General features: G+C 44.5%; 16 protein-coding genes. 7 read left to right on the top strand and 9 right to left on the bottom strand.

All coding sequences use genetic code 11. The features are described 5' to 3' along the window. Positions 1–55: 55 nt before the first annotated feature. Both DFP77_RS01340 and DFP77_RS01335 read right to left on the bottom strand, forming a co-directional pair. Complete coding sequence (locus DFP77_RS01340; protein WP_114410505.1) at positions 56–1,147, bottom strand: polyamine ABC transporter substrate-binding protein; 1,092 nt, start codon at positions 1,145–1,147, stop codon at positions 56–58. Positions 1,148–1,262: 115 nt separating this feature from the next. Beyond that, positions 1,263–2,597, bottom strand: coding sequence for a glutamine synthetase family protein (locus tag DFP77_RS01335; protein ID WP_114410504.1), 1,335 nt, complete (start codon positions 2,595–2,597; stop codon positions 1,263–1,265). A 558-nt stretch (positions 2,598–3,155) separates the two neighbouring features. On the opposite strand from DFP77_RS01335, the gene DFP77_RS01330 reads away from it, so the two are divergent. Beyond that, positions 3,156–3,974 (top strand): helix-turn-helix domain-containing protein, encoded by an 819-nt coding sequence (locus DFP77_RS01330; RefSeq protein WP_114410503.1) that lies wholly within the window; start codon positions 3,156–3,158, stop codon positions 3,972–3,974. Positions 3,975–3,998: 24 nt separating this feature from the next. Here the strand turns inward: DFP77_RS01330 and DFP77_RS01325 are convergent, their stop codons facing one another. Further along, positions 3,999–4,658, bottom strand: coding sequence for a TetR/AcrR family transcriptional regulator (locus DFP77_RS01325; RefSeq protein ID WP_114410502.1), 660 nt, complete (start codon positions 4,656–4,658; stop codon positions 3,999–4,001). Positions 4,659–4,762: 104 nt separating this feature from the next. Beyond that, positions 4,763–6,040: an NAD(P)/FAD-dependent oxidoreductase gene (locus tag DFP77_RS01320; RefSeq protein WP_114410501.1), complete on the bottom strand. Its 1,278-nt coding sequence runs from the start codon at positions 6,038–6,040 to the stop codon at positions 4,763–4,765. Between the two features lie 237 nt (positions 6,041–6,277). On the opposite strand from DFP77_RS01320, the gene DFP77_RS01315 reads away from it, so the two are divergent. Together DFP77_RS01315 and DFP77_RS01310 are read left to right on the top strand one after the other, a co-directional pair. After that, entirely contained in the window at positions 6,278–7,621 is a 1,344-nt protein-coding gene (locus DFP77_RS01315; RefSeq protein ID WP_114410500.1) for a glutamine synthetase family protein, read from the top strand. Between the two features lie 83 nt (positions 7,622–7,704). After that, positions 7,705–8,826: an extracellular solute-binding protein gene (locus tag DFP77_RS01310; RefSeq protein WP_275586976.1), complete on the top strand. Its 1,122-nt coding sequence runs from the start codon at positions 7,705–7,707 to the stop codon at positions 8,824–8,826. Between the two features lie 85 nt (positions 8,827–8,911). Here the strand turns inward: DFP77_RS01310 and aguA are convergent, their stop codons facing one another. Both aguA and aguB read right to left on the bottom strand, forming a co-directional pair. Beyond that, positions 8,912–9,988, bottom strand: a complete 1,077-nt coding sequence (gene aguA, locus DFP77_RS01305) for an agmatine deiminase (RefSeq protein ID WP_181858475.1) — start codon at positions 9,986–9,988, stop codon at positions 8,912–8,914. 8 nt (positions 9,989–9,996) lie between these two features. Then, positions 9,997–10,875 (bottom strand): N-carbamoylputrescine amidase, encoded by an 879-nt coding sequence (gene aguB / locus DFP77_RS01300; protein WP_114410498.1) that lies wholly within the window; start codon positions 10,873–10,875, stop codon positions 9,997–9,999. Between the two features lie 213 nt (positions 10,876–11,088). Here aguB and DFP77_RS01295 point away from each other — a divergent pair, with 213 nt between their 5' ends. Together DFP77_RS01295 and DFP77_RS01290 are read left to right on the top strand one after the other, a co-directional pair. Continuing rightward, on the top strand, positions 11,089–12,579 hold the full coding sequence (locus DFP77_RS01295) for an aldehyde dehydrogenase (protein ID WP_114410497.1): 1,491 nt from the start codon (positions 11,089–11,091) through the stop codon (positions 12,577–12,579). A 118-nt stretch (positions 12,580–12,697) separates the two neighbouring features. Continuing rightward, a complete protein-coding gene (locus DFP77_RS01290; protein WP_114410496.1) occupies positions 12,698–13,981 on the top strand; it encodes an NAD(P)/FAD-dependent oxidoreductase in 1,284 nt (427 codons plus the stop codon). A gap of 155 nt (positions 13,982–14,136) precedes the next feature. Here DFP77_RS01290 and DFP77_RS01285 read toward each other — a convergent pair whose 3' ends face one another. Continuing rightward, entirely contained in the window at positions 14,137–14,550 is a 414-nt protein-coding gene (locus DFP77_RS01285; protein ID WP_114410495.1) for a winged helix-turn-helix transcriptional regulator, read from the bottom strand. A gap of 83 nt (positions 14,551–14,633) precedes the next feature. Between DFP77_RS01285 and DFP77_RS01280 the strand changes: the two genes are divergently transcribed. Further along, on the top strand, positions 14,634–15,479 hold the full coding sequence (locus DFP77_RS01280) for an SDR family oxidoreductase (RefSeq protein WP_114410494.1): 846 nt from the start codon (positions 14,634–14,636) through the stop codon (positions 15,477–15,479). Positions 15,480–15,559: 80 nt separating this feature from the next. Next, on the top strand, positions 15,560–16,555 hold the full coding sequence (locus DFP77_RS01275; protein ID WP_114410493.1) for an FRG domain-containing protein: 996 nt from the start codon (positions 15,560–15,562) through the stop codon (positions 16,553–16,555). Between the two features lie 105 nt (positions 16,556–16,660). Here the strand turns inward: DFP77_RS01275 and gyrB are convergent, their stop codons facing one another. Both gyrB and recF read right to left on the bottom strand, forming a co-directional pair. Then, positions 16,661–19,084 carry a DNA topoisomerase (ATP-hydrolyzing) subunit B gene (gene gyrB / locus DFP77_RS01270; RefSeq protein ID WP_114410492.1) on the bottom strand — a complete coding sequence of 808 codons (2,424 nt, stop codon included), beginning with the start codon at positions 19,082–19,084 and terminating at the stop codon, positions 16,661–16,663. Beyond that, a complete protein-coding gene (gene recF, locus DFP77_RS01265; RefSeq protein ID WP_114410491.1) occupies positions 19,085–20,191 on the bottom strand; it encodes a DNA replication/repair protein RecF in 1,107 nt (368 codons plus the stop codon). Positions 20,192–20,211: the final 20 nt, after the last annotated feature.

Raw genomic sequence — 20,211 nt, 5'->3', positions numbered from 1 at the left:
TAAGTATTCAAGAAAAGTGACGCCGTAATGGCGTCACTCACGTACAGATGGCTGCTTAGCGCCCAGTTTTGATGTTAGTCCAAGCGCGCGTCAAGAGACGATCGAAGCGTGCAGTATGAGCTACTTGCACGAACAGTTTCTCTTTGACTTCCTGAGTTGGGTAGACACCTTTGTTGGTGGCCACTTCGTCGTCTAGAAGAGGAACCGCGGCCGTATTTGGTACTGCATAGAAAACATAATTCGAAATAGCCGCTGCTATATCCTTTTTAAGGATGAAATCGATAAATTTGTGCGCAGCTTCTGGGTGAGGAGCATCTGCAGGCACAGCCATCAAATCAAACCACACCAAGGTGCCTTCTTTTGGAATCACAAACTTAATATCGACGCCTTGATCGGCTTCTTCTGCTCGGCTTTGCGACTGTAATATGTCACCGTTGTAGCCAATCGCTACACACACGTCGCCGTTGGCTAAGTCTGATATGTATTTGCTGGAGTGGAAATAACGAACGTTGTCCTGGGCCTCTGACATTAGTTTTGCTGATTCAGTTAACTCATCTTTGTCTTCCGAGTTTGGATCTACGCCACGGTAATTATTAACAACCGACATAACTTCTGCAGGAGAATCCAACACGGCAATGCCACAATCGTTCAACTTAGCCGCAATACTTGGATTAAATAAAATATCCCAAGAATCAATATCAGCCGTACCCAAGCGCTCTTCAATCATTTTGGTGTTATAGCCAATGCCGATCGTACCCCAAGCATAAGGAATGTTATGGACATTACCCGCATCGTGCTTTTCGATTTGCTTTGCCAATGTTTGATCCAAATTGCCGTAATTGCTCAACTTGCTTTTGTCGATAGCTTGATACACGCCCGCTTTAACCTGACGCTCAAAGAAAGAATTAGATGGCATAACCACATCGTAGCCAGAGCCACCCGCCATGAGTTTTGCTTCCAACACTTCGTTACTGTCATAAACGTCGTAATTCACTTTGATGCCGGTTTCTTTCGAGAACTGCTCCAAAGCACCCGGTGCCATGTAATCCGACCAGTTATATACGTTTAAAACACCTTCAGCGTAGCTACTAGCTGCAAAAGTAGATGCTGCACCAGCGACCAATATACTCAATACATTGCGTTTCATGTGGAATTCTCCAATTTACAGCCAACGTGACATCAGCTGGTTCCTGTTGTGATGTTGTTTTCATATTAAAGCCTCTGATGGGCTCTATTTTCTAATGTAACTCTGAGCTGTGCTCTTACAAATAGGCTTCATATTCCACGTTGGAAATACGACCATGTATTTTTTGTTGTTCTTGTTCTTTTGCCGCGCCATACACACGAACAAATTCGCTTCCTAAATACTCAGTTAAGAACGCGCTGTCTGCAAAAGATTCAGTGGCTAATTCCCAACGATTCGGTAGCGGTTCAAAACGTTCCGACATTGCATAAGCATCGCCTTCAATCGGCTGTGGCGGAGACATTTTTGTTTCAATACCATGCAACGCAGCGCCCAACACCGCCGCTAATACTAAATAAGGATTCGCGTCCGCGCCAGCCACACGATGCTCAATACGACGAGCTATGTTGTCACTTTCTGGGATACGCACTGCTACAGTGCGGTTTTCATAGCCCCAACTTGCAAATGTCGGTGCATGTGCCCCATTTTGAAAACGGCGATAAGAGTTCATATGCGGCGCAAATACAAGCATAGAATCAGACATATGGTTCAATAACCCAGCAACCGCTTGTTGCAATAAACCCGAGCCTTCGTCTGTGCCGTTATTAAATACGTTATTACCTTGCTCATCCAGCAAACTAAAGTGGACGTGAAAGCCATTGCCGCTCTTATCTGCGTAGGGTTTCGCCATGAAAGTCGCACCAAAGTCATGTTGGCGAGCAACTCCTTTAATCAAACGTTTAAACATAATCGCATGATCAGCGGCTAACACAGCGTCATTGCTATGCTTCATGTTGATTTCGAATTGACCTGGCCCTAATTCGGAAATAATAGTGTCTGCAGGAATACCTTGAATCTCACACGCCCGGCGGACTTCCGCAAAGAAGCCTTCTAAGCCATCCATTTCTTCGATGGAATAACAGTCAGTTTTGTTCAAACGCACACCGTTGCCTTCTACGATAATAGGAGGAGAAGGCTGGCGCTTGGCTTCTGACTGTCCGTCTAATAAGTAAAATTCTAACTCCGTTGCCACTACAGGTGTGTAGCCAAGGTCCTTGAAGCGCTTAACAATGCGCGTCAGTATTTGACGAGGGTCTGGATAAAATGGCGTGCCATCCATGTTGTACATCATCGCCAAAATTTGATCACGAGCCGATTCCGCCCACGGTACAGAAATAGGTTCAGGGTGGACTGGAAAACACACTCCGTCGCTATCACCCGTCTCGAAGACCATGCCATTATCGAGAACGTCGTCACCCCAATGGTCAAATCCAATCACTGATTGAGGAAGCTTTACCCCTTGCGTCATAACGCTTTTCAAACCGCTAGAGGGCATTCGCTTACCACGTAAGTTGCCGTTTAAATCTGTGATGAACAGATCAAATTCGTTGTTCCCTTCGTACATATCAGACATAGAATGTTCTCTTATGAAATTAGCCTTACTGCAGAAGAAGTTGTGCTCTCTAAAATGATAATCGAGTTTTAATTCGATTTTCATATTGCTTACACACGATTTAAGTCAAATTCTTCCGATATAAATCACCTTAACCTGAGCAAATGATGCGAGTAACTATCCCCGAGTGGGTATATGCAAAGATGGAACCACTTGTATATAAATCACGCTTTAAAAGTTGACTGCTTTTCTTCACATTCAGCTACTTTACTGATATGTATTAATAAAGAATCATCTTAATGTGTTTGAGGACATAGCTTTCTAGTATCATAAGCCGAAAAATCATTCAGGTTATGTCTTCATTTTTACTACAGAAATCATGAGAAAGTCGATGGATATTTTGCAGAAGCAGATCAATTTTAGGAAAGAAAGCAAAACCGATTAAAAAGTCGACTTAAGCTTAATTAAATAGACTCATTTATAATAGCCAGTAGTTTGTGTATTTATCATTGTCATTTGAGAAGGGCGCACTAATGACGTTTTCTCACACAAGAGATACATGACGAAGGATTTAAAATAATGCAGAAAAGTACTCTAAGAGGGCAATTATCATTACCCGAATTAATGAAAGACCTAGGAGCTCTCACCAATCATATTCGGGTCCCTAGCTTTCCCATTGCGTTAGAGGGGGTTCTTAGCAACATTTGCTATTTCGACACCATCATTATCGTAACCTACAAAAAAGCGCTTAAACCACTGCTGATTCATCCAAGTGACCCGAGTGAGCAAAGCCACACCCTACGGATGTATTTAAACAAGGCTTATTTATTAGACCCCTTGTTTAACGCCATTCAGCAAGGCATCACGCCGGGGGTTTATCGTTTGGTCGATATGTCACCCGATTCATTCGAAGATACAGAGTACTACCAAACTTGTTATCGCAACTTTGACTTAGTCGATGAAATTAATATTTTGGTGGAATTAGATGCAACCACGACTTGTGCAGTTTCGTTGGGGCGTCAGAAAGCAATTGGGTCCATTCGTCGAACAGAATTTAATAACTTGAAAAGCGTTTTTCCGATGCTAGAAGCCTTGATTCGTCAGTTTTGGCTAACGCAAGCAGGGGAGTTCGTCGAAAAAGAATCCCGTTCAGGACCATTAAAATACGCGCTAAAAACCTTTGCTCATGGCGTGTTAACCAACCGCGAGCAAGAAATTTTAGGCTTGCTGCTGAAAGGTCACTCGTCAAAATCCATCGCCAACGAGCTAGGCATCAGTGCCGGTACAGTAAAGGTACACCGTAAAAATATCCACGCACGTTTAGACACATCAACACAGTCGGAAATTTTTACCTTGTTCCTCAGCCACCTAGACTCACTAGACAGAGAAAAGGGTTAATATGAAAAGCTGCGCACAGAACGACTATTCAGATTCAGGCTCATTTAGATGTCGTTCTAATACGCTTGTTAACATCAGTTTCAAATCATCAAGCGTGCGGGCTGCACGGCGTTCATTTTGGTTTACCACAACCAGGTACGTACTGTGCGTTACCTCTAGGTATAGACGCGCGATACGTTCTCGCTCACGAATGTGCTTTTTCAGCCCTAACCGTTTAAAAACCTTGGCCATTTGAGAAATTACCATATCATCATGGCGCTCATCTAATTCACGCAATTCTTGCACTGAAAACATAGCCTGTACTAGGCGTAATACCGCACGCTGCTGACGATAAGTTCGCAAATTAATGTCTACAACTTGCTCAATAAAGTAGGGCAGCGTCATCTCTTCCAAATGCCACTCTTGAATGTCTTTTAGTACTTCTTCAATACTGTCCAGCCAAGACTTACCCATGGCATAGAGAATGGCGTGTTTATTCGGAAAATAGTGGTACAAAGATCCCACAGAAATACCGACTTCTTTTGCAATAATAGCCGTATTCAGATCATTCAAACCTACGGTTTCCAGCAACTCGCTAGTCACGTCTAAAATTTGCTGTGCGCGTTTAATGGAACGAGACTGTACTGGCTCGCTACGAGGCGAAACAGATTGCATGGTTTTCATTGTCGTAGGGGGGTTTGCCATAATAAAAATTGGCTTCCTTATATACAGAGTACATCAAATAAAGTGATTAAATTATACACATACCAATGAACACTAAACATACCCATCACTAGCCATTCGTCATATTAGGGCAAACGATCTAACATTGAGTAATACAACATCCCAGTAACTAAACCAGGCCAACGAAGTAAAGTACCACCTGGAAAATCACGCATAGGAAGCCTTTCAAATGCATCCATTTTTTCTAACGAACCTTGCACGGCTTTGGCGAAAATCGCACCAGCATATGTCGCCATCGCTACTCCGTGACCTGAATAACCATGAGCAACAAAAATATTTTCTTGCTGGCGCGCAATATGCGGCATTCGATTCAGCGTAATCGCCAACGTTCCGCCCCAGGCATAATCGATGCGATAATCGCCTAACTCAGGGTAGGTTTCTAACATGTGTTTTTTAACAAACCCTGCAATATCCTTTGGAAAACGCTGACTGTAATTTTCACCGCCCCCCCACAACATTCTCCTGTCTTTTGATAGACGGTAATAGTTCACAACAAATTTCGAATCAGCTACAGCAATGCGATCTGGGTTAATTCGATTGGCAACGCTTTCTGGTAGTGGCTCTGTTGCAATAATAAAATTATTAATTGGCATGATTTTTCGTGCTGCTGGGCCATTTAAGTGCCCAAGGTAGCCATTACACGCAAATAACAAATAACGGCAACGAACACGACCTTTGGCCGTCATAACCTCAGGTTGCTTGCCATCTGTGTATTCCAATACCGCGGAATGATCGTACAACTCAGCACCGTATTCTTCCGCCGCTTTCGCTAACCCAAGCGCAAAGTTAAGCGGGTGAATATGCGCACCCTCCTTATACCATTCGCCACCATGATAACGATCTGTACCCAATTTATCGGCAACAGTTTTAGCATCTAGAAACTCAACATCTTCGTAATTTAGCTGCTGGCGCTTATATTCAACCGCTTCTTTAATTTCATCTGCGTGACGTGATTTAGATGCCACATGTAATACTCCAGCAGCCAGATCACAATCGATTTGGTATTTCTCAATCAGCTCCTTTACCAAATCAACCGAATCGACCGAGGTTTGCCACAATACATCAGCTGTGTCTTTGCCGACCTTTTTGGCCATCTCCGCGTGGCTCATGTTATGACCTTGGCAAATTTGTCCACCATTACGCCCAGAAGCCCCCCAGCCAATTTCGTTGGCTTCCAGTAAGACCACTTGAAAACCCGCTTCTGCAAGATGCAGAGCCGCTGAAGTACCTGTAAATCCTCCACCTATAATGCAAATATCAGCACTGTGATCACCCACTAACTGAGGGCGGCTTTTGTACGCTCTTGCCGTAGCTTCATAGTAGGACGGCTCATGTTTGCTCAAGGGAAACTCCTGTCATAATCCAAAACTCAATAACCGAATGATTGATCGAATTTATAGTCAGTGTCAATTGTAATATGAACTTATTTTTTGACTAAGTGTTGATTTAATGATCAAAGTAAAATAATGTTTAAACCGAAGCATTATTCGGGTTGTAGAAAAAAACACCCTAGAGCAAAAGCCAGTATAAAAACGTTACGGCTTAAGAACATTCGTTAAGCAGCCAACTTAAGGTGAGTTATGACAGAGTTTGAAGCTTTTTTAAAAGAGCATGCAATTACTGAAGTCGAGTCAACATTAGCAGATATGACAGGGAATGCGCGGGGAAAATTTTACCCGACGTTCAAGTTCCTTGCAGAGAAAACGGGGCGCATCCCTGAAACCGTTTTAGTGCAAAGTGTGACGGGGGATTGGGCTGACAATCACTACGACATTGTCGACGCCAGCGACCGAGATATGGTGTTGAAACCAGACCCAAACACCATACGTATGGTTCCGTGGGCTGACGAGCCAACGGCTCAAGTTATAAACGACTGCTATACCACTGATGGCAACCTTCACCCGTTGGCAAGCCGTACTATTCTGCGTCATATTTTGTCACTTTATGAAGCCGAAGGCTTAAAGCCCGTCATAGCGCCAGAAGTCGAGTTCTATCTGATCCAACCCAACACAGATCCAGATTATGAACTAAAACCGGCGGCAGGACGCTCTGGCAAACGCGAAACATCACGTCGTTCGTACAGTATTGATGCAGTAAACGAGTTCAACACCATCATTGATACCCTGTACAGCTATTGCGAAGCTCAAGGACTGGACGTAGACACCTTGATCCATGAATCCGGTGCCGCACAAATGGAGATAAACTTTATTCATGGTGATCCACTCGACTTGGCTGACCAAGTGTTTGTGTTCAAACGCACTTTACGAGAAGCCGCACTCAAACATGGCGTGTATGCTACTTTCATGGCGAAACCGATGAAAGATGAGCCAGGCAGTTCGATGCACATTCACCAAAGTTTGGTAGAGGCGAAAACGGGGAAAAACGTCTTTGATGATAACGGTAAACCAAGCGAACTGTTCTATCATTATTTAGGTGGTTTGCAGAAATACACGCCAAACGCGATCTCTTTCTTCGCACCAAACGTCAACTCCTATCGTCGTTTTTCACCAGAAATGGCTGCGCCAATCAACATGAACTGGGGGTTTGATAATCGTACAGCAGGGCTACGTATTCCGTTTTCACCGCCACAAGCAACACGCATTGAAAACCGTTTTCCGGGTGCTGACTCTAACCCATATCTAGCTATTGCGGCGACCTTGGCATGTGGCTATTTAGGTATGAAGCAAAAGCTACAACCAACCGATCCTATCAAAACGAATCAGCCACCGTCCGATTACCCAGAAGTAGAAATTGCAAGAACACTAGAGGAAGGCCTACGCCTTTTGGAAGAATGTGAACCATTATGTAACATCTTGGGCAAGGACTTCGTCACAGCTTATATGGGTGTAAAACGCAGTGAGTTCGAGACCTTTAACCGGGTTATCAGCTCTTGGGAGCGCGAACATCTATTGTTGAATGTGTAATTATTTTTAATCCACTGAGCATCACGACAAGGATAAAAAAGCTTTGCGTGATGTAAGTAGAGTTATCACTGAGGAACCAAATCATGACACAGAAAAACCTTAAAATGCGTCAATTTTTACCCATTGCGGGTATGGTCTGTGCGCTAGGCACAACAGCTACGTCTGTTTCTGCCGAAACGCTAAAATTCTTCAACTGGTCGGATTACATTGCCGAAGACACGGTTGAACGGTTTGAAGCCGAGACTGGCATTCAAGTCATCCAAGACGTTTTTGACAGTAACGAAGTGCTTGAAGCAAAACTGCTAGCAGGCAATTCAGGTTATGATTTGGTGGTGCCAACCGCGTCATTCATGGGACGTCAGATTCAAGCGGGCGTGTTTGGCAAACTGGACAAAGCCAAGTTACCTAATCTAAAGCATCTAGACCCAGAGCTGTTGTCTTTCCTTGAAGCTGTCGATCCTGGTAACCAATTCGGCGTGCCATATTTATGGGGTACGACAGGTATTGGTTACAACGTCGATAAAGTAAAAGAAGTCTTAGGTGAAGATGCACCCGTAAACAGCTGGGACCTAGTATTTAATCCAGACAACATGGCCAAACTGCAAAAATGTGGTGTTATGTTTTTAGACTCACCAGACGAACTGTACCCACTTACACTCAACTATTTAGGTAAAAACCCCAACAGTCGTAATCCTCAAGATTATGCGTTAGACAGCGAAGCGGTCAAACTGCTAAAAGACGTGCGCCCTTATGTGTCTCAATTCCACTCCTCGCAGTACATCAGCGCACTTGCTAACGGCGATATTTGTGTGGCTATTGGTTGGTCTGGGGATGTGATTCAAGCACAAGATCGCGCTATTGAAGCCGATAATGGCGTAAACATCGAATACAGTATCCCTAAAGAGGGAACTCAAATCTGGTTTGACATGCTGGCTATACCTAAAGAAGCTGAAAACAAAGAAGCTGCGTACAAGTTCATGAACTTCTTATTACGCCCAGAAGTCATTGCCGATGTATCAAACTACGTGGCGTACGCGAACCCAAACCTAGACGCGATGGATCTACAAGATCCCGATATCTCTAGTAATGAGGGTATCTACCCAAGCGACGAAGTGAAAAAGAAACTCTTCGCACAGAAGGTACGAGGCTTAAAGATCGAGCGTTTGATGGTACGTTTATGGACAGACATTAAAACCGGACGCTAAGAAGCGACGGTTACTCTATCGTAAAACTAAAAATGCCTAACGATTTGTCGCTAGGCATTTTTTGCCTTTAAATAAAGCTGAAAGGTTAGACTGGAATCTGTTGCGTAATACAGTGCAAGTTGCCACCGCCCAACAAAATATCACGAGCAGGAATGCCAATTAACTCATGCTTAGGAAACGCCGCTTGCAAAATAGCGTGGGCTTGCTGGTCATTTTTTTCATCCAATAGGGGGTAAAACACTGCACCGTTACAAATTAAGCAGTTCGCGTAGGAGCCAGCTAAACGATCATCCGTGGCGCGCTCCATACGATCTGGCTGTATCAAGCCTGCCGCTTCTTCTTCTCGAATATAAAGAGGCCCAGGCATAGGCAATTTATGAACTATAATCTTACGGCCACGCGCATCGCGAGCCTCAGCTAATATATCTAAAGCCTGCTGACTAATGGCGTATTGCGGGTCGTTATTATCATCGCAAACCGTCAATAAGACTTCACCGGGACGAACCACATGCAAGATATTATCGATATGGCCATTGGTTTCATCGTTGAATAAGCCCAACGGCAGCCAAACCACTTTTTCAATCGACAAATACTCTTTCAGCAGCACTTCGATATCTTCTCGGCTTAACTCTGGATTTCGGCTTGGGTGTAACAAGCACTCTTCCGTTGTATAAAGTGTACCTTCTCCATCGCAATGTATTGAACCACCTTCAAGGATAAAAGGCGCATCATAACTTTCTACGCCTTCCTGCTGGGCAATATGACTGGCAACACTTTGGTCATCTGACCAATCGTCGTAAAGCCCGTCCAATTCGCCACCCCAAGCATTAAACTGCCAATTAACGGCACGCTTCACACCCGCTTCATTGATGACCATGGTTGGACCGATGTCTCTCATCCAAGCGTCATTGTAAACCATAGGAACAATCTCAATGGAACTTGGCAACATGCTTCTAGATTGCATTTCGTATTCAGGCAACACCGCCAGCTTTACCGTGACATAGCCACTTAAGCGCTCAATAAAATGCGCGAAAGCAGCCTGCGCAGGAAAGCCGTTATCACGCCAGTTATCTGGACGTGTAGGCCACGCCAACCAAACAGAGCTCTGAGGGTTATGCTCGCCTGGCATCCAAAAATCATCCGCTTTGGGAGTGGTTAACATGATGCCTCCTATTTGACCTGGCCATCGAGTGTTTTGATGACATCGTAATGTTCTGGTCGACGATCACGAAAAAGCCCCCATGCTTTACGCTGAGAGCGCACTTTTTCCAAATCAAACGTATGCACAAGAATCGCTTCGCTATCGCGGTCTGCTTGCTCGATTAATTCACCACGTTCATCACAAATAAACGATGAACCATAAAATGTCAGTGACAAATCACGGTGCTCTGCTTGCTCTGTACCAATTCGGTTAGAGGCAATCACAGGTGTCTGGTTGGCAGCGGCATGTCCACGCATGGTGTTCGTCCAGTGAGGCATGCTGTCTAGATCCGATTGGCTCGGCTCAGAGCCAATCGCCGTTGGGAAAAGCAATAAATCCGCCCCCATTAGAGCCATTGAACGAGCGGTTTCTGGGAACCACTGATCCCAACAAACCCCCACACCAATGCAACCAAACTTGGTGTGCCATACTTTAAAACCTGTATCACCAGGGCTGAAGTAGTACTTTTCCAAGTAACCATCGCTGTCTGGAATGTGTGTTTTACGGTATACGCCAAGAAGTTCACCACCTGCATCTATCATTGCTAAGGAGTTAAAACGAACTTGTCCGGCTTTCTCAAACCAACTAAATGGCAGTACGACATTTAGTTCGGTGGCCAATTCTTGGAAACGTTTAAACGCCATATTTTCAGCCAATGTGATCGCCAAATCATGATATGGCTCGTGGATCTCTATGCAAAAATAAGGCGTTTCAAACAACTCCTGAATTAGGATAACTTGAGCCCCTTTGGCAGCAGCCAAACGTATTAGCTTTTCAGCACGATCAAGGTTATCTTTCTGATTCCACGTGCAATGCATTTGCGTAGCGGCAACGGTTATCTTTGACATAAGCTGAGCTCTCCAAGTGACAGTTTGTTAGAAATTTTTCATTATTTTGTCTGACTAGACGATGTTCTAAATCCAATTTCGTCATCTTAGAGAATTCGGAAAATTACGATATACCCCCACGGGGATATGGTACGAAAGGACGCTGCTCAGTTAGTTTAGATTCATAGCAACTCATTTAGCGTTTTTATTGGACGCCAAAGAAAGGAATTACGTATGAAAACTTACCAAGAATGGCAAGCACTTCGTAACACAATTAGCCTGCATTCCGACGCCTACATTAATGGTGTTTTTACACCAGCACAAAGCGGTGACACGTTCGATTGTATCAATCCGACGGACGAGTCCTTGTTGGCAAAAGTTGCTAGTTGTGATGAAGCCGATGTGAACCTGGCTACTGCGGCAGCTAAAGCAGCATTTAAAAGTGGTATTTGGTCAAACATGGCACCAAATAAGCGCAAACGCATCTTACAAAAATGGGCCGATTTGCTAGAAGAGCACCAAGATGAACTAGCCTTAATAGACACCTTGGACATGGGTAAGTCGATTTCAGAAATGGTCGGCATCGACGTACCAGATTCCATCGACAGCTTACGTTGGTCGGCCGAATGCATCGACAAATTGTACGGTGAAATAGCTCCAACGAACCCAGACAATTTGGCACTGATCAGCCGCGAACCATTGGGCGTTGTCGCTATTATTACGCCTTGGAATTACCCATTAATGATGGTGATGTGGAAAATTGCACCGGCTTTGGCTGCGGGCAACAGCATCATTCTAAAACCGTCTGAGAAATCGCCGTTGAGCGCTCTCAGAATTGCCGAGTTGGCAACGCAAGCGGGGATTCCAGATGGCGTATTCAACGTCCTCCCAGGTTTTGGCCACACCGCTGGAAAAGCCCTTGCGCTGCACCATGATATTGGCACCTTAGCGTTCACTGGTTCTAGCCGCGTGGCAGGACTACTGATGCAATACGCGGGTCAATCCAACATGAAGCGGGTTTGGCTAGAAGCGGGAGGCAAATCGCCTTGTATCGTCTTTGAAGACTGCAAAGACATTGAAGCGGCTGCCAAAGGCGCAGCAACGGCCATTTTCACCAACCAAGGGGAAGTGTGCATTGCCTGCTCCCGTTTGTACGTTCACAGCAGCATCAAGGACGCCTTCATGGTCGCCTTGCTTGAGGCAGCAAAAACCTACGTACCCGGCGACCCATTAGACCCAGCGACCAAAATGGGACCCATGGTCGACAAAGCCCAGCTGGATACCGTAACCGGGTTTATTGAGAGTGCGATTGCTGATGGCGCCACGTTGGCATTAGGCGGCGTTCCCGATTATCAAGAAGGGCAGGGGTTCTACGCTAAACCAACCATTTTTACCGACGCAAGCCACGCAATGACCTTCGTGAAAGAAGAGATTTTTGGCCCTGTTTTGGCGGTGATGACGTTTGACACCGAAGCCGAAGCCATTGAATTGGCGAACGATTCGAAATACGGCTTAGGCGCATCGATCTGGACCAATGATTTGGGCCGTGCGCACCGTGTCAGCCGTCTACTAGAGTCTGGCATGGTGTGGGTAAACACGTGGGGCGATGGCGATACAACGGTGCCTTTTGGTGGCGTTAAAGCGTCTGGAAACGGCCGAGATAAATCGTGGCATGCGCTGGAAAAATACACTGAAATTAAAAACACCTGGATCAGTCTGAAATAAACCAAATCTAAGACTCGCAAGCCATTGTTGGATTAATAGGGGCGTTAATAGCCCCGCTTTTTTACACTACTGTAGACGCACGGATTAACGCATCTACACGCTATAGGAGAGGTTCTCTATGTCATCCCCTACTCATGCAAATTCATACTACGCGGCCTCCGCAAATGATAAAGCCATTCGTCCACAGCTAACGGGTGAGCATCGTTGTGATGTCTGTGTCGTTGGTGCTGGGTTTACTGGCATATCGACCGCCCTTAGCTTAGCGGAAAAAGGCAAGCGCGTGATTGTGGTTGAAGGCACTCGAATTGGCTTTGGCGCATCAGGCCGTAATGGCGGTCAAATCGTTAACAGCTTTAACCGCGACATCGACTACATCTACAAAAATTACGGCGATAACATTGGTCAGAAAATGGCCAAAATGGCGTTTGCTGGCTCTGAATTGATTCGTCATCGCATCGAAAAATACAACATCGATTGTGACCTCAAGCACGGTAACGTCTTTGCAGCGTGCAACAAAAAGCAATTTGAAGAATTGAAAGCCAAAAAAGCTCTGTGGGAAAGCCATGGACATAACGAGTTAGAGCTTTTAACCGCTGACAGCATTCAAAATCATATCGGTTCAGACCGCTATGTGGGTGGTTTATTGGATAAAAAGGGTGGTCACATTCAACCGCTGAACTTGGTGCTTGGACAGGCCAAAGCGTTTGAGGAGCTTGGTGGTCAGATATTCGAAGACTCCGAAGTGATTCGTCTAGAACAAGGTAAACCCGGCAAAGTCGTCACCAAGAAGGGCACAGTGGTTGCTGATACTATTGTCGTTGCTGGTAACGCTTATATGTTTGGTTTATTGCCAGAAATAGAGAAGAAGGCCATGCCATGCGGCACTCAGGTGATCGCCACGGAGCCATTACCGGTCGAAATCCAAAAACAACTGTTACCAACAGATCATTGTGTTGAAGACTGTAACTACTTATTAGACTACTACCGTCTATCTGGCGATGGCCGTCTGATTTACGGAGGCGGCACCACTTATGGCGCGCGTGATCCGGGCAAGATTGAATCCATCATAGTGCCAAAAATGTTGAAAACCTATCCGGTATTGAAAGACACTAAGATCGATTTTGCGTGGACAGGCAACTTCCTGCTGACCATGATGCGTATGCCACAAGTGGGGAAAATTGGCGATAATCTCTACTATGCGCAAGGTTACTCTGGCCACGGTGTGACCAACTCCCATCTGATGGGAGAAATCTTATCCGATGCCATTGATGGAGAAATGGAACGCTTTGACGTGTTTGCCAGCATGCCTCAGTATCAATTCCCTGGTGGGCGAATGCTGCGTATTCCTTATACAGCTGCGGGTGCTGTGTATTACAACCTGCGCGATAAATTCGGAATTTAAGATCACGGCTATCTTGTTTCAAACCAACACACTGCTTTCGAGCAGTGTGTTTTCCTCTCGATAAAATGTAAGTATTCACTTACTTCTAAGCGTTTTAAAAATAGACTTACCTTAGCCTTCACAGAAACAAAAAGTTAATTGTCCAATACGCTAGATTATGCGCTTACAGTTTCTTTCTGTAAGGACTGAGCCGCCAAAATATCACTGATATTATCTTCTATCCAATCTGCCAAATTGGCAACACGATCCGCAACTTCCAGACCTAATTCCGTCAAACTGTATTCCACATGTGGCGGAACAACGGGAAAGGATGTGCGCAATACAAAGCCATCTTGCTCTAGCGCTTGCAGAGTTTGCGCGAGCATTTTTTCGCTCACACCAGCAATTTTACGGCGCAGTTCACTGAAGCGTTGAGTTTCACCATCTTTGAGTGCAAACAGCACTAAAACCCCCCAACGACTTGTCACGTGTTTCAAAATATCGCGAGAAGGGCATTTGTCTGAAAAGACATCGCCTTTTTCAAATAAGCGCGACATCCCATTTGTAGACTCTTGCAAAATATTTTCCATACTTACCTTTTTGTACGTACTTACTAAAAGTTTGTTAGTGATTTATTCTACTTCCATCAAGTTAAAACTCAAAGGAGAAAAGTATGATTTTAGTAACTGGTGCATCGGGTCAACTTGGCCGTCTTGTCATTACTTCACTATTAGAAAAAACAGCAGCAAGCAATATTATTGCTGCGGTTCGTAACCCAGAAACAGTGGCAGATTTGGCAGAAAAGGGCGTTCAAGTTCGTCAGGCAGATTACAACGATGTGGCGTCACTTGTGACGGCTATGCAAGATGTTGAAAAAGTCTTGCTGATTTCTTCCAGTGAAGTCGGCCAGCGCACCGCCCAACACAGCAATGTGATTAATGCCGCTCAACAAGCCGGTGTTTCTTTGCTGGCTTACACCAGTATTTTAAACGCGGATAGCTCGCCACTCATCCTTGCACAAGAGCACGTAGCCACCGAAAAATTATTGGCGGAATCTGGCGTTCCTTATGTGCTACTTCGCAATGGTTGGTACTCTGAAAACTACACAATGGGCGTAGCAACCGCATTGCAATACGGCGTTGTTGGCTGTGCTGGAGACGGCAAACTGGCTACTGCTGCACGTGCGGATTATGCTGCTGCGGCCGCGGCCGTACTTGTAAAAGACGGACAAGCGGGCAAAGTCTATGAACTGGCTGGCGATAACGCTTTCACGTTAAGCGAATACTCCGCTGCGATCAGCAAGGTATCAGGTAAAACCGTCGCTTATCAAAACGTTCCTGAAGCGGAATTCACCCAAATCCTCGTTGCCGCTGGCTTACCAGAAGGCTTTGCCGCCATCCTGGCTAACTCAGAAATTGGCGCGTCCCAAGGTGCCTTGTTCAGCGACAGCAAAGATTTATCAACGCTCATTGGCCGCCCAACCACATCGATTGAAGACTGCATCAAAAAGGCGTTGTAAGTTGTCAAATAGGGCTTAATTTGACAGCCTGCAAATTAAGCCCTATAAACTAGTTTCGCTCTACATTTAGGGATTGTTTGATGAAGCTTGAGAAATTAGAAGGAAAGAAAATATTTTCTCTCGATATGTATTTAGATTTTATAACTAAAAAAGAATTCAGTCGTATTGGTCTAGTTGAAGGGAACAAGGATTATGCTGTAGATATAGGAAGCAATCAATATAGAATTATGCCTTTAGGTGAAGGTGAGTTCTCTCCTATCTATTATCGGGGCCAAAACCATTATCATTCTCCGTGTAAACCTTCTATTTTTAGACCAGATATTGATGATTTATCCTTGATAAGAAGGTATGAATTTGAACGTATACTAAAGAAAGTACGTATTAATAACTTAGTAAACCACTACCTTCTTATTAATGATCAGCATAGTTTTAGTGTGGAAGTAGAAGGACTATGCCAACACTATGAGCTTCCGACATCTCTCTTAGACGTTTCGAAAAACAAAAGCATTGCTAAGTTTTTTGCTATGTGTGAATTCAAAGACGGTCACTATTTTCCAAGGAAAGCTGGTAACGCATACATTTATAAAATTGATCTTACAAAGGTACAAGAAAAAGATCGTAATAAAATTTGTCTTATTGGAAACCAACCATTACCTAGGTCTAAAGAACAATCCGGAATTGCTATAAAGCTTAATAAAGACGAAGACTTTAATCTACAAAGCTTTGTATCTCTAGAAAAAATTGAATTTACAACAGAAGAAGCTATTGAAATATTTAATGAATTTAAAAACGGAACTGTTCTTTTCCCAAAAGATTCTATTAAACTTTTGATTGATGAAATATTATTAACAATATCAAACGAATCGCTATTACACTTTTCTGTAGAGCATAAAAAAGATTTTTATGCTCAGTTCAAAAGAGCTTTAGATAAAGAATACTTTATTTCTAATGACTATTACACAGATTTATTAAAATCAAAAAATTATAAAAATCTATTTTTCGAGATCGAGAACTATATAAAATCCAATATGTTGGAGTTTGGCATTAGAGGATGGAGTGAACATTTTGAAGGATAATTATCACTTCTGTTTGAACTTAATTGATAATATTATTTCCATAACACATTTTTAAAAGCCCCACTTCTATCGGAAATGGGGCTTTTTTGTAGATCAAACGAAAACTTAAACGTCTAGGTTCGCTACGTTCAAGGCGTTGTCTTGGATGAAGTTACGACGTGGTTCCACTTCGTCACCCATCAAGGTAGTGAACATTTGGTCAGCGGCTACGGCGTCATCAATAGTTACGCGCAGCATGCGACGAGCATCTGGGTCCATAGTAGTTTCCCAAAGTTGCTCAGGGTTCATCTCACCCAAACCTTTATAGCGTTGTACCGTCATGCCGCGAGAGGCTTCTTTCATCAACCAAGCTTTCATGTCGCTAATAGTTTTCACTGTTTCACGACGTTCGCCACGCTGGATGTAAGACTCTTCGCCAAACAACTCTTCAACAGTTTCAGACATGGTCACAATACGTTTGTACTCAGGCGAGCTGAAGAAGGTACCTTCAAAGCGATAACGGTTAGACACACCGTGAGACATAATGTCGACTACAGGTAAATAAACCTTACGTTCTTCATCTTTTTCTACAGAGAAATCAAAGCGGAAACCAGTACGAGCGTCTTGTGGCATTTGGCTACGGATGGCTTCAACCCATTCCATTACCGTTGCTTCGTTGGTCAAATCTTCTTGTGTCAGTGCTTTACAGTACAGAAGTTTGCCCATTACATCTCTTGGGTACACACGAGACAAACGCTCAACATCGGCTTCAATGTGAATGTAGTCACGCATCAATTTTGCCAGGTGCTCCCCTTGAATGCCTGGAGCATCTTCGTTGACGTGCATATGAGCGCCATCCAAAGCGACTTCGATCAAATGCTGATCCAATGCCGCTTCGTCTTTGATGTATTGCTCCTGCTTACCACGTTTGATTTTAAACAACGGTGGTTGGGCAATGAAAATGTGACCACGTTCGATGATTTCTGGCATTTGACGGAAAAAGAAAGTCAACAGCAGGGTACGAATGTGCGATCCATCGACGTCGGCATCGGTCATGATAACGATGCTGTGGTAACGCAATTTATCAGCGTTAAATTCGTCACGGCCGATACCACAACCCAATGCAGTAATCAGGGTGCCTACTTCAACAGACGCCAGCATTTTATCAAAACGGGCTTTTTCGACGTTCAAGATTTTACCTTTCAGAGGCAGAATGGCTTGTGTACGACGATCACGACCTTGTTTTGCCGAGCCACCTGCCGAGTCACCCTCCACTAGGTAGATTTCAGAAAGCGCTGGGTCTTTTTCCTGACAATCGGCCAATTTACCAGGTAAGCCAGCGATGTCTAGCGCACCTTTACGACGAGTCATATCACGAGCACGACGAGCAGCTTCACGGGCACGAGCCGCATCAATCATTTTGTTAACGATGATTTTGGCTTCACCAGGTTTCTCAAGTAAATACTCAGAAAAACGTTTCGCCATTTCTTGTTCTACGGCCGTTTTTACTTCAGAAGATACGAGCTTGTCTTTGGTCTGAGAAGAGAACTTCGGATCCGGTACTTTTACCGATACGATCGCAGTCAAACCTTCGCGGCTGTCATCGCCTGTCGTTGCGACTTTTTGCTTTTTCGCAAGACCTTCTTTTTCAATAAAATTGTTCAACGTTCGCGTTAACGCGCCACGGAAACCCGCAAGGTGGGTACCGCCATCGCGCTGAGGAATATTGTTAGTGTAACAGTAGATGTTTTCTTGGAAGCCTTCGTTCCACTGTAATGCCACTTCTACAGCGATACCATCTTCTAGGTCATCACGTTGGCAAATAAAGTGAAAAATATCGTTGATTGGCGTTTTGTTGGTATTCAAATGCTCAACAAAAGAACGCAATCCGCCTTCGTAGTTAAAGAATTCCTCTTTACCAGAACGCTCGTCTTTTAATTTGATGGCAACGCCAGAGTTCAAGAATGACAATTCACGTAGGCGTTTGGCCAGGATGTCATAATAAAACAAGATGTTAGTAAAGGTATCAGCAGAAGGTTTGAAATGAACCGTAGTTCCTTTGCCGTCAGAGTCTCCAATAATGGCAAGAGGAGCTTGTGGTACACCATGCTTGTAATGTTGCTCGTACACTTTGCCGTTCTTACGAATCGTCAAGGTGAGCTCTTCAGATAAGGCGTTTACAACCGAAACACCTACACCATGAAGACCACCAGAAACTTTATATGAGTTATCGTCAAACTTACCACCAGCGTGAAGTACCGTCATGATAACTTCGGCAGCAGACACGCCTTCTTCTTCGTGCATATCAACCGGAATACCACGGCCGTTATCAGACACGGAAATAGATTCATCAGGATGAATCAGAACGGTAATCGTGTCACAGTGACCAGCAAGGGCTTCATCAATGGAGTTATCCACGACTTCAAATACCATGTGGTGCAAGCCTGTGCCATCGTCCGTATCGCCGATATACATTCCTGGGCGTTTACGTACGGCATCTAGCCCTTTGAGCACCTTGATACTGGACGCTTCGTAATTATTTTCACTCATTTAACTCTCCTGCAAACCTTTGCTCAATAAAGACAATTCGCCATTATTCATAGCAAATTGACGAACGTCGGTTGTATCGGCCCAAGTAAAATCCGTTGTATCAGGCTCGACACTGGTAATAAAAATTTGGCTGTTTAATGACTCCAACAACTGACAAAGTTTCTGTCTGTGGTTGGCGTCCAACTCAGCTGGTAAATCATCCACTAAAAATACCAGAGGGCGACCCATATCGATCAATAACTGTCCTTGAGCAATCTTCAGTGCAGAAACCACCAACTTTTGCTGGCCACGGGACAAGGTGTCTAACGCATCTCCCGTTGCAGTTTTCACACGTAAATCAGCTCGCTGGGGGCCTGTATGCGTATAACCAAGCTCAATATCTCGCTCGCGTCCCGCTTCCACAGCCATGGCTAAGTTTTTCTGTGCATCCCAGCCTTGAAAGAACTGAAGACTCACTGAAAGCTCTGTGGTTAAGAGCGATAAAACCTTCTCGAAATGTGGCGTTAGCTTTTCCACATAGTCTTTTCGAGATTGATTAACTTGCTCGCCCAGCCGGATCAATTCCTGATCAAATGCCGCTAATAAACTGTGGGATATTTTACCACGTCTGAGCAAGGTATTCCGCTGTTTTAATGCTTTTTGCCAGCCTCGCCACGCTTGAATGAAGTCTTTATCAAAATGAAAGGCTCCCCAGTCAATAAATTGGCGCCGAATGCTTGGTGATCCTTCTAATAATCGGAACGCATCGGGGTTAATCAGCTGTACAGGAAGACGTTCTGCCAGCTCAATAACCGACTGAGCGCGTTGTCCTTGAATACGCACATCAATCTGACCATCACGATAGCGTTGCAAGCCAACGGGCACTGGGCTGCCTTGATCTTGATGTAATTGGGCAAAGACAATACATGCTTCGTTTTCGTGCTGAATATAGGTTTTGTGCTTATGACTACGGAAGGATCGGCCAAAAGACAAAAGGTGAATAGCTTCTAAGACCGAGGTTTTACCGCTGCCATTTTTGCCAACGATCACATTCACTTGGGGCGAAGGTTCAAAGCGCACACTAGAAAGGTTGCGAACATGAGAGATGTCCAAACGCACCAGCGGCATAACTCTTAAACCTTAATTGG

It is taken from the genome of Marinomonas foliarum (assembly GCF_003337275.1).
Lineage (GTDB): Bacteria > Pseudomonadota > Gammaproteobacteria > Pseudomonadales > Marinomonadaceae > Marinomonas > Marinomonas foliarum.
Note: the sequence above shows the minus strand (reverse complement) of the source record. Positions and strands in the feature narration are given on the sequence as shown.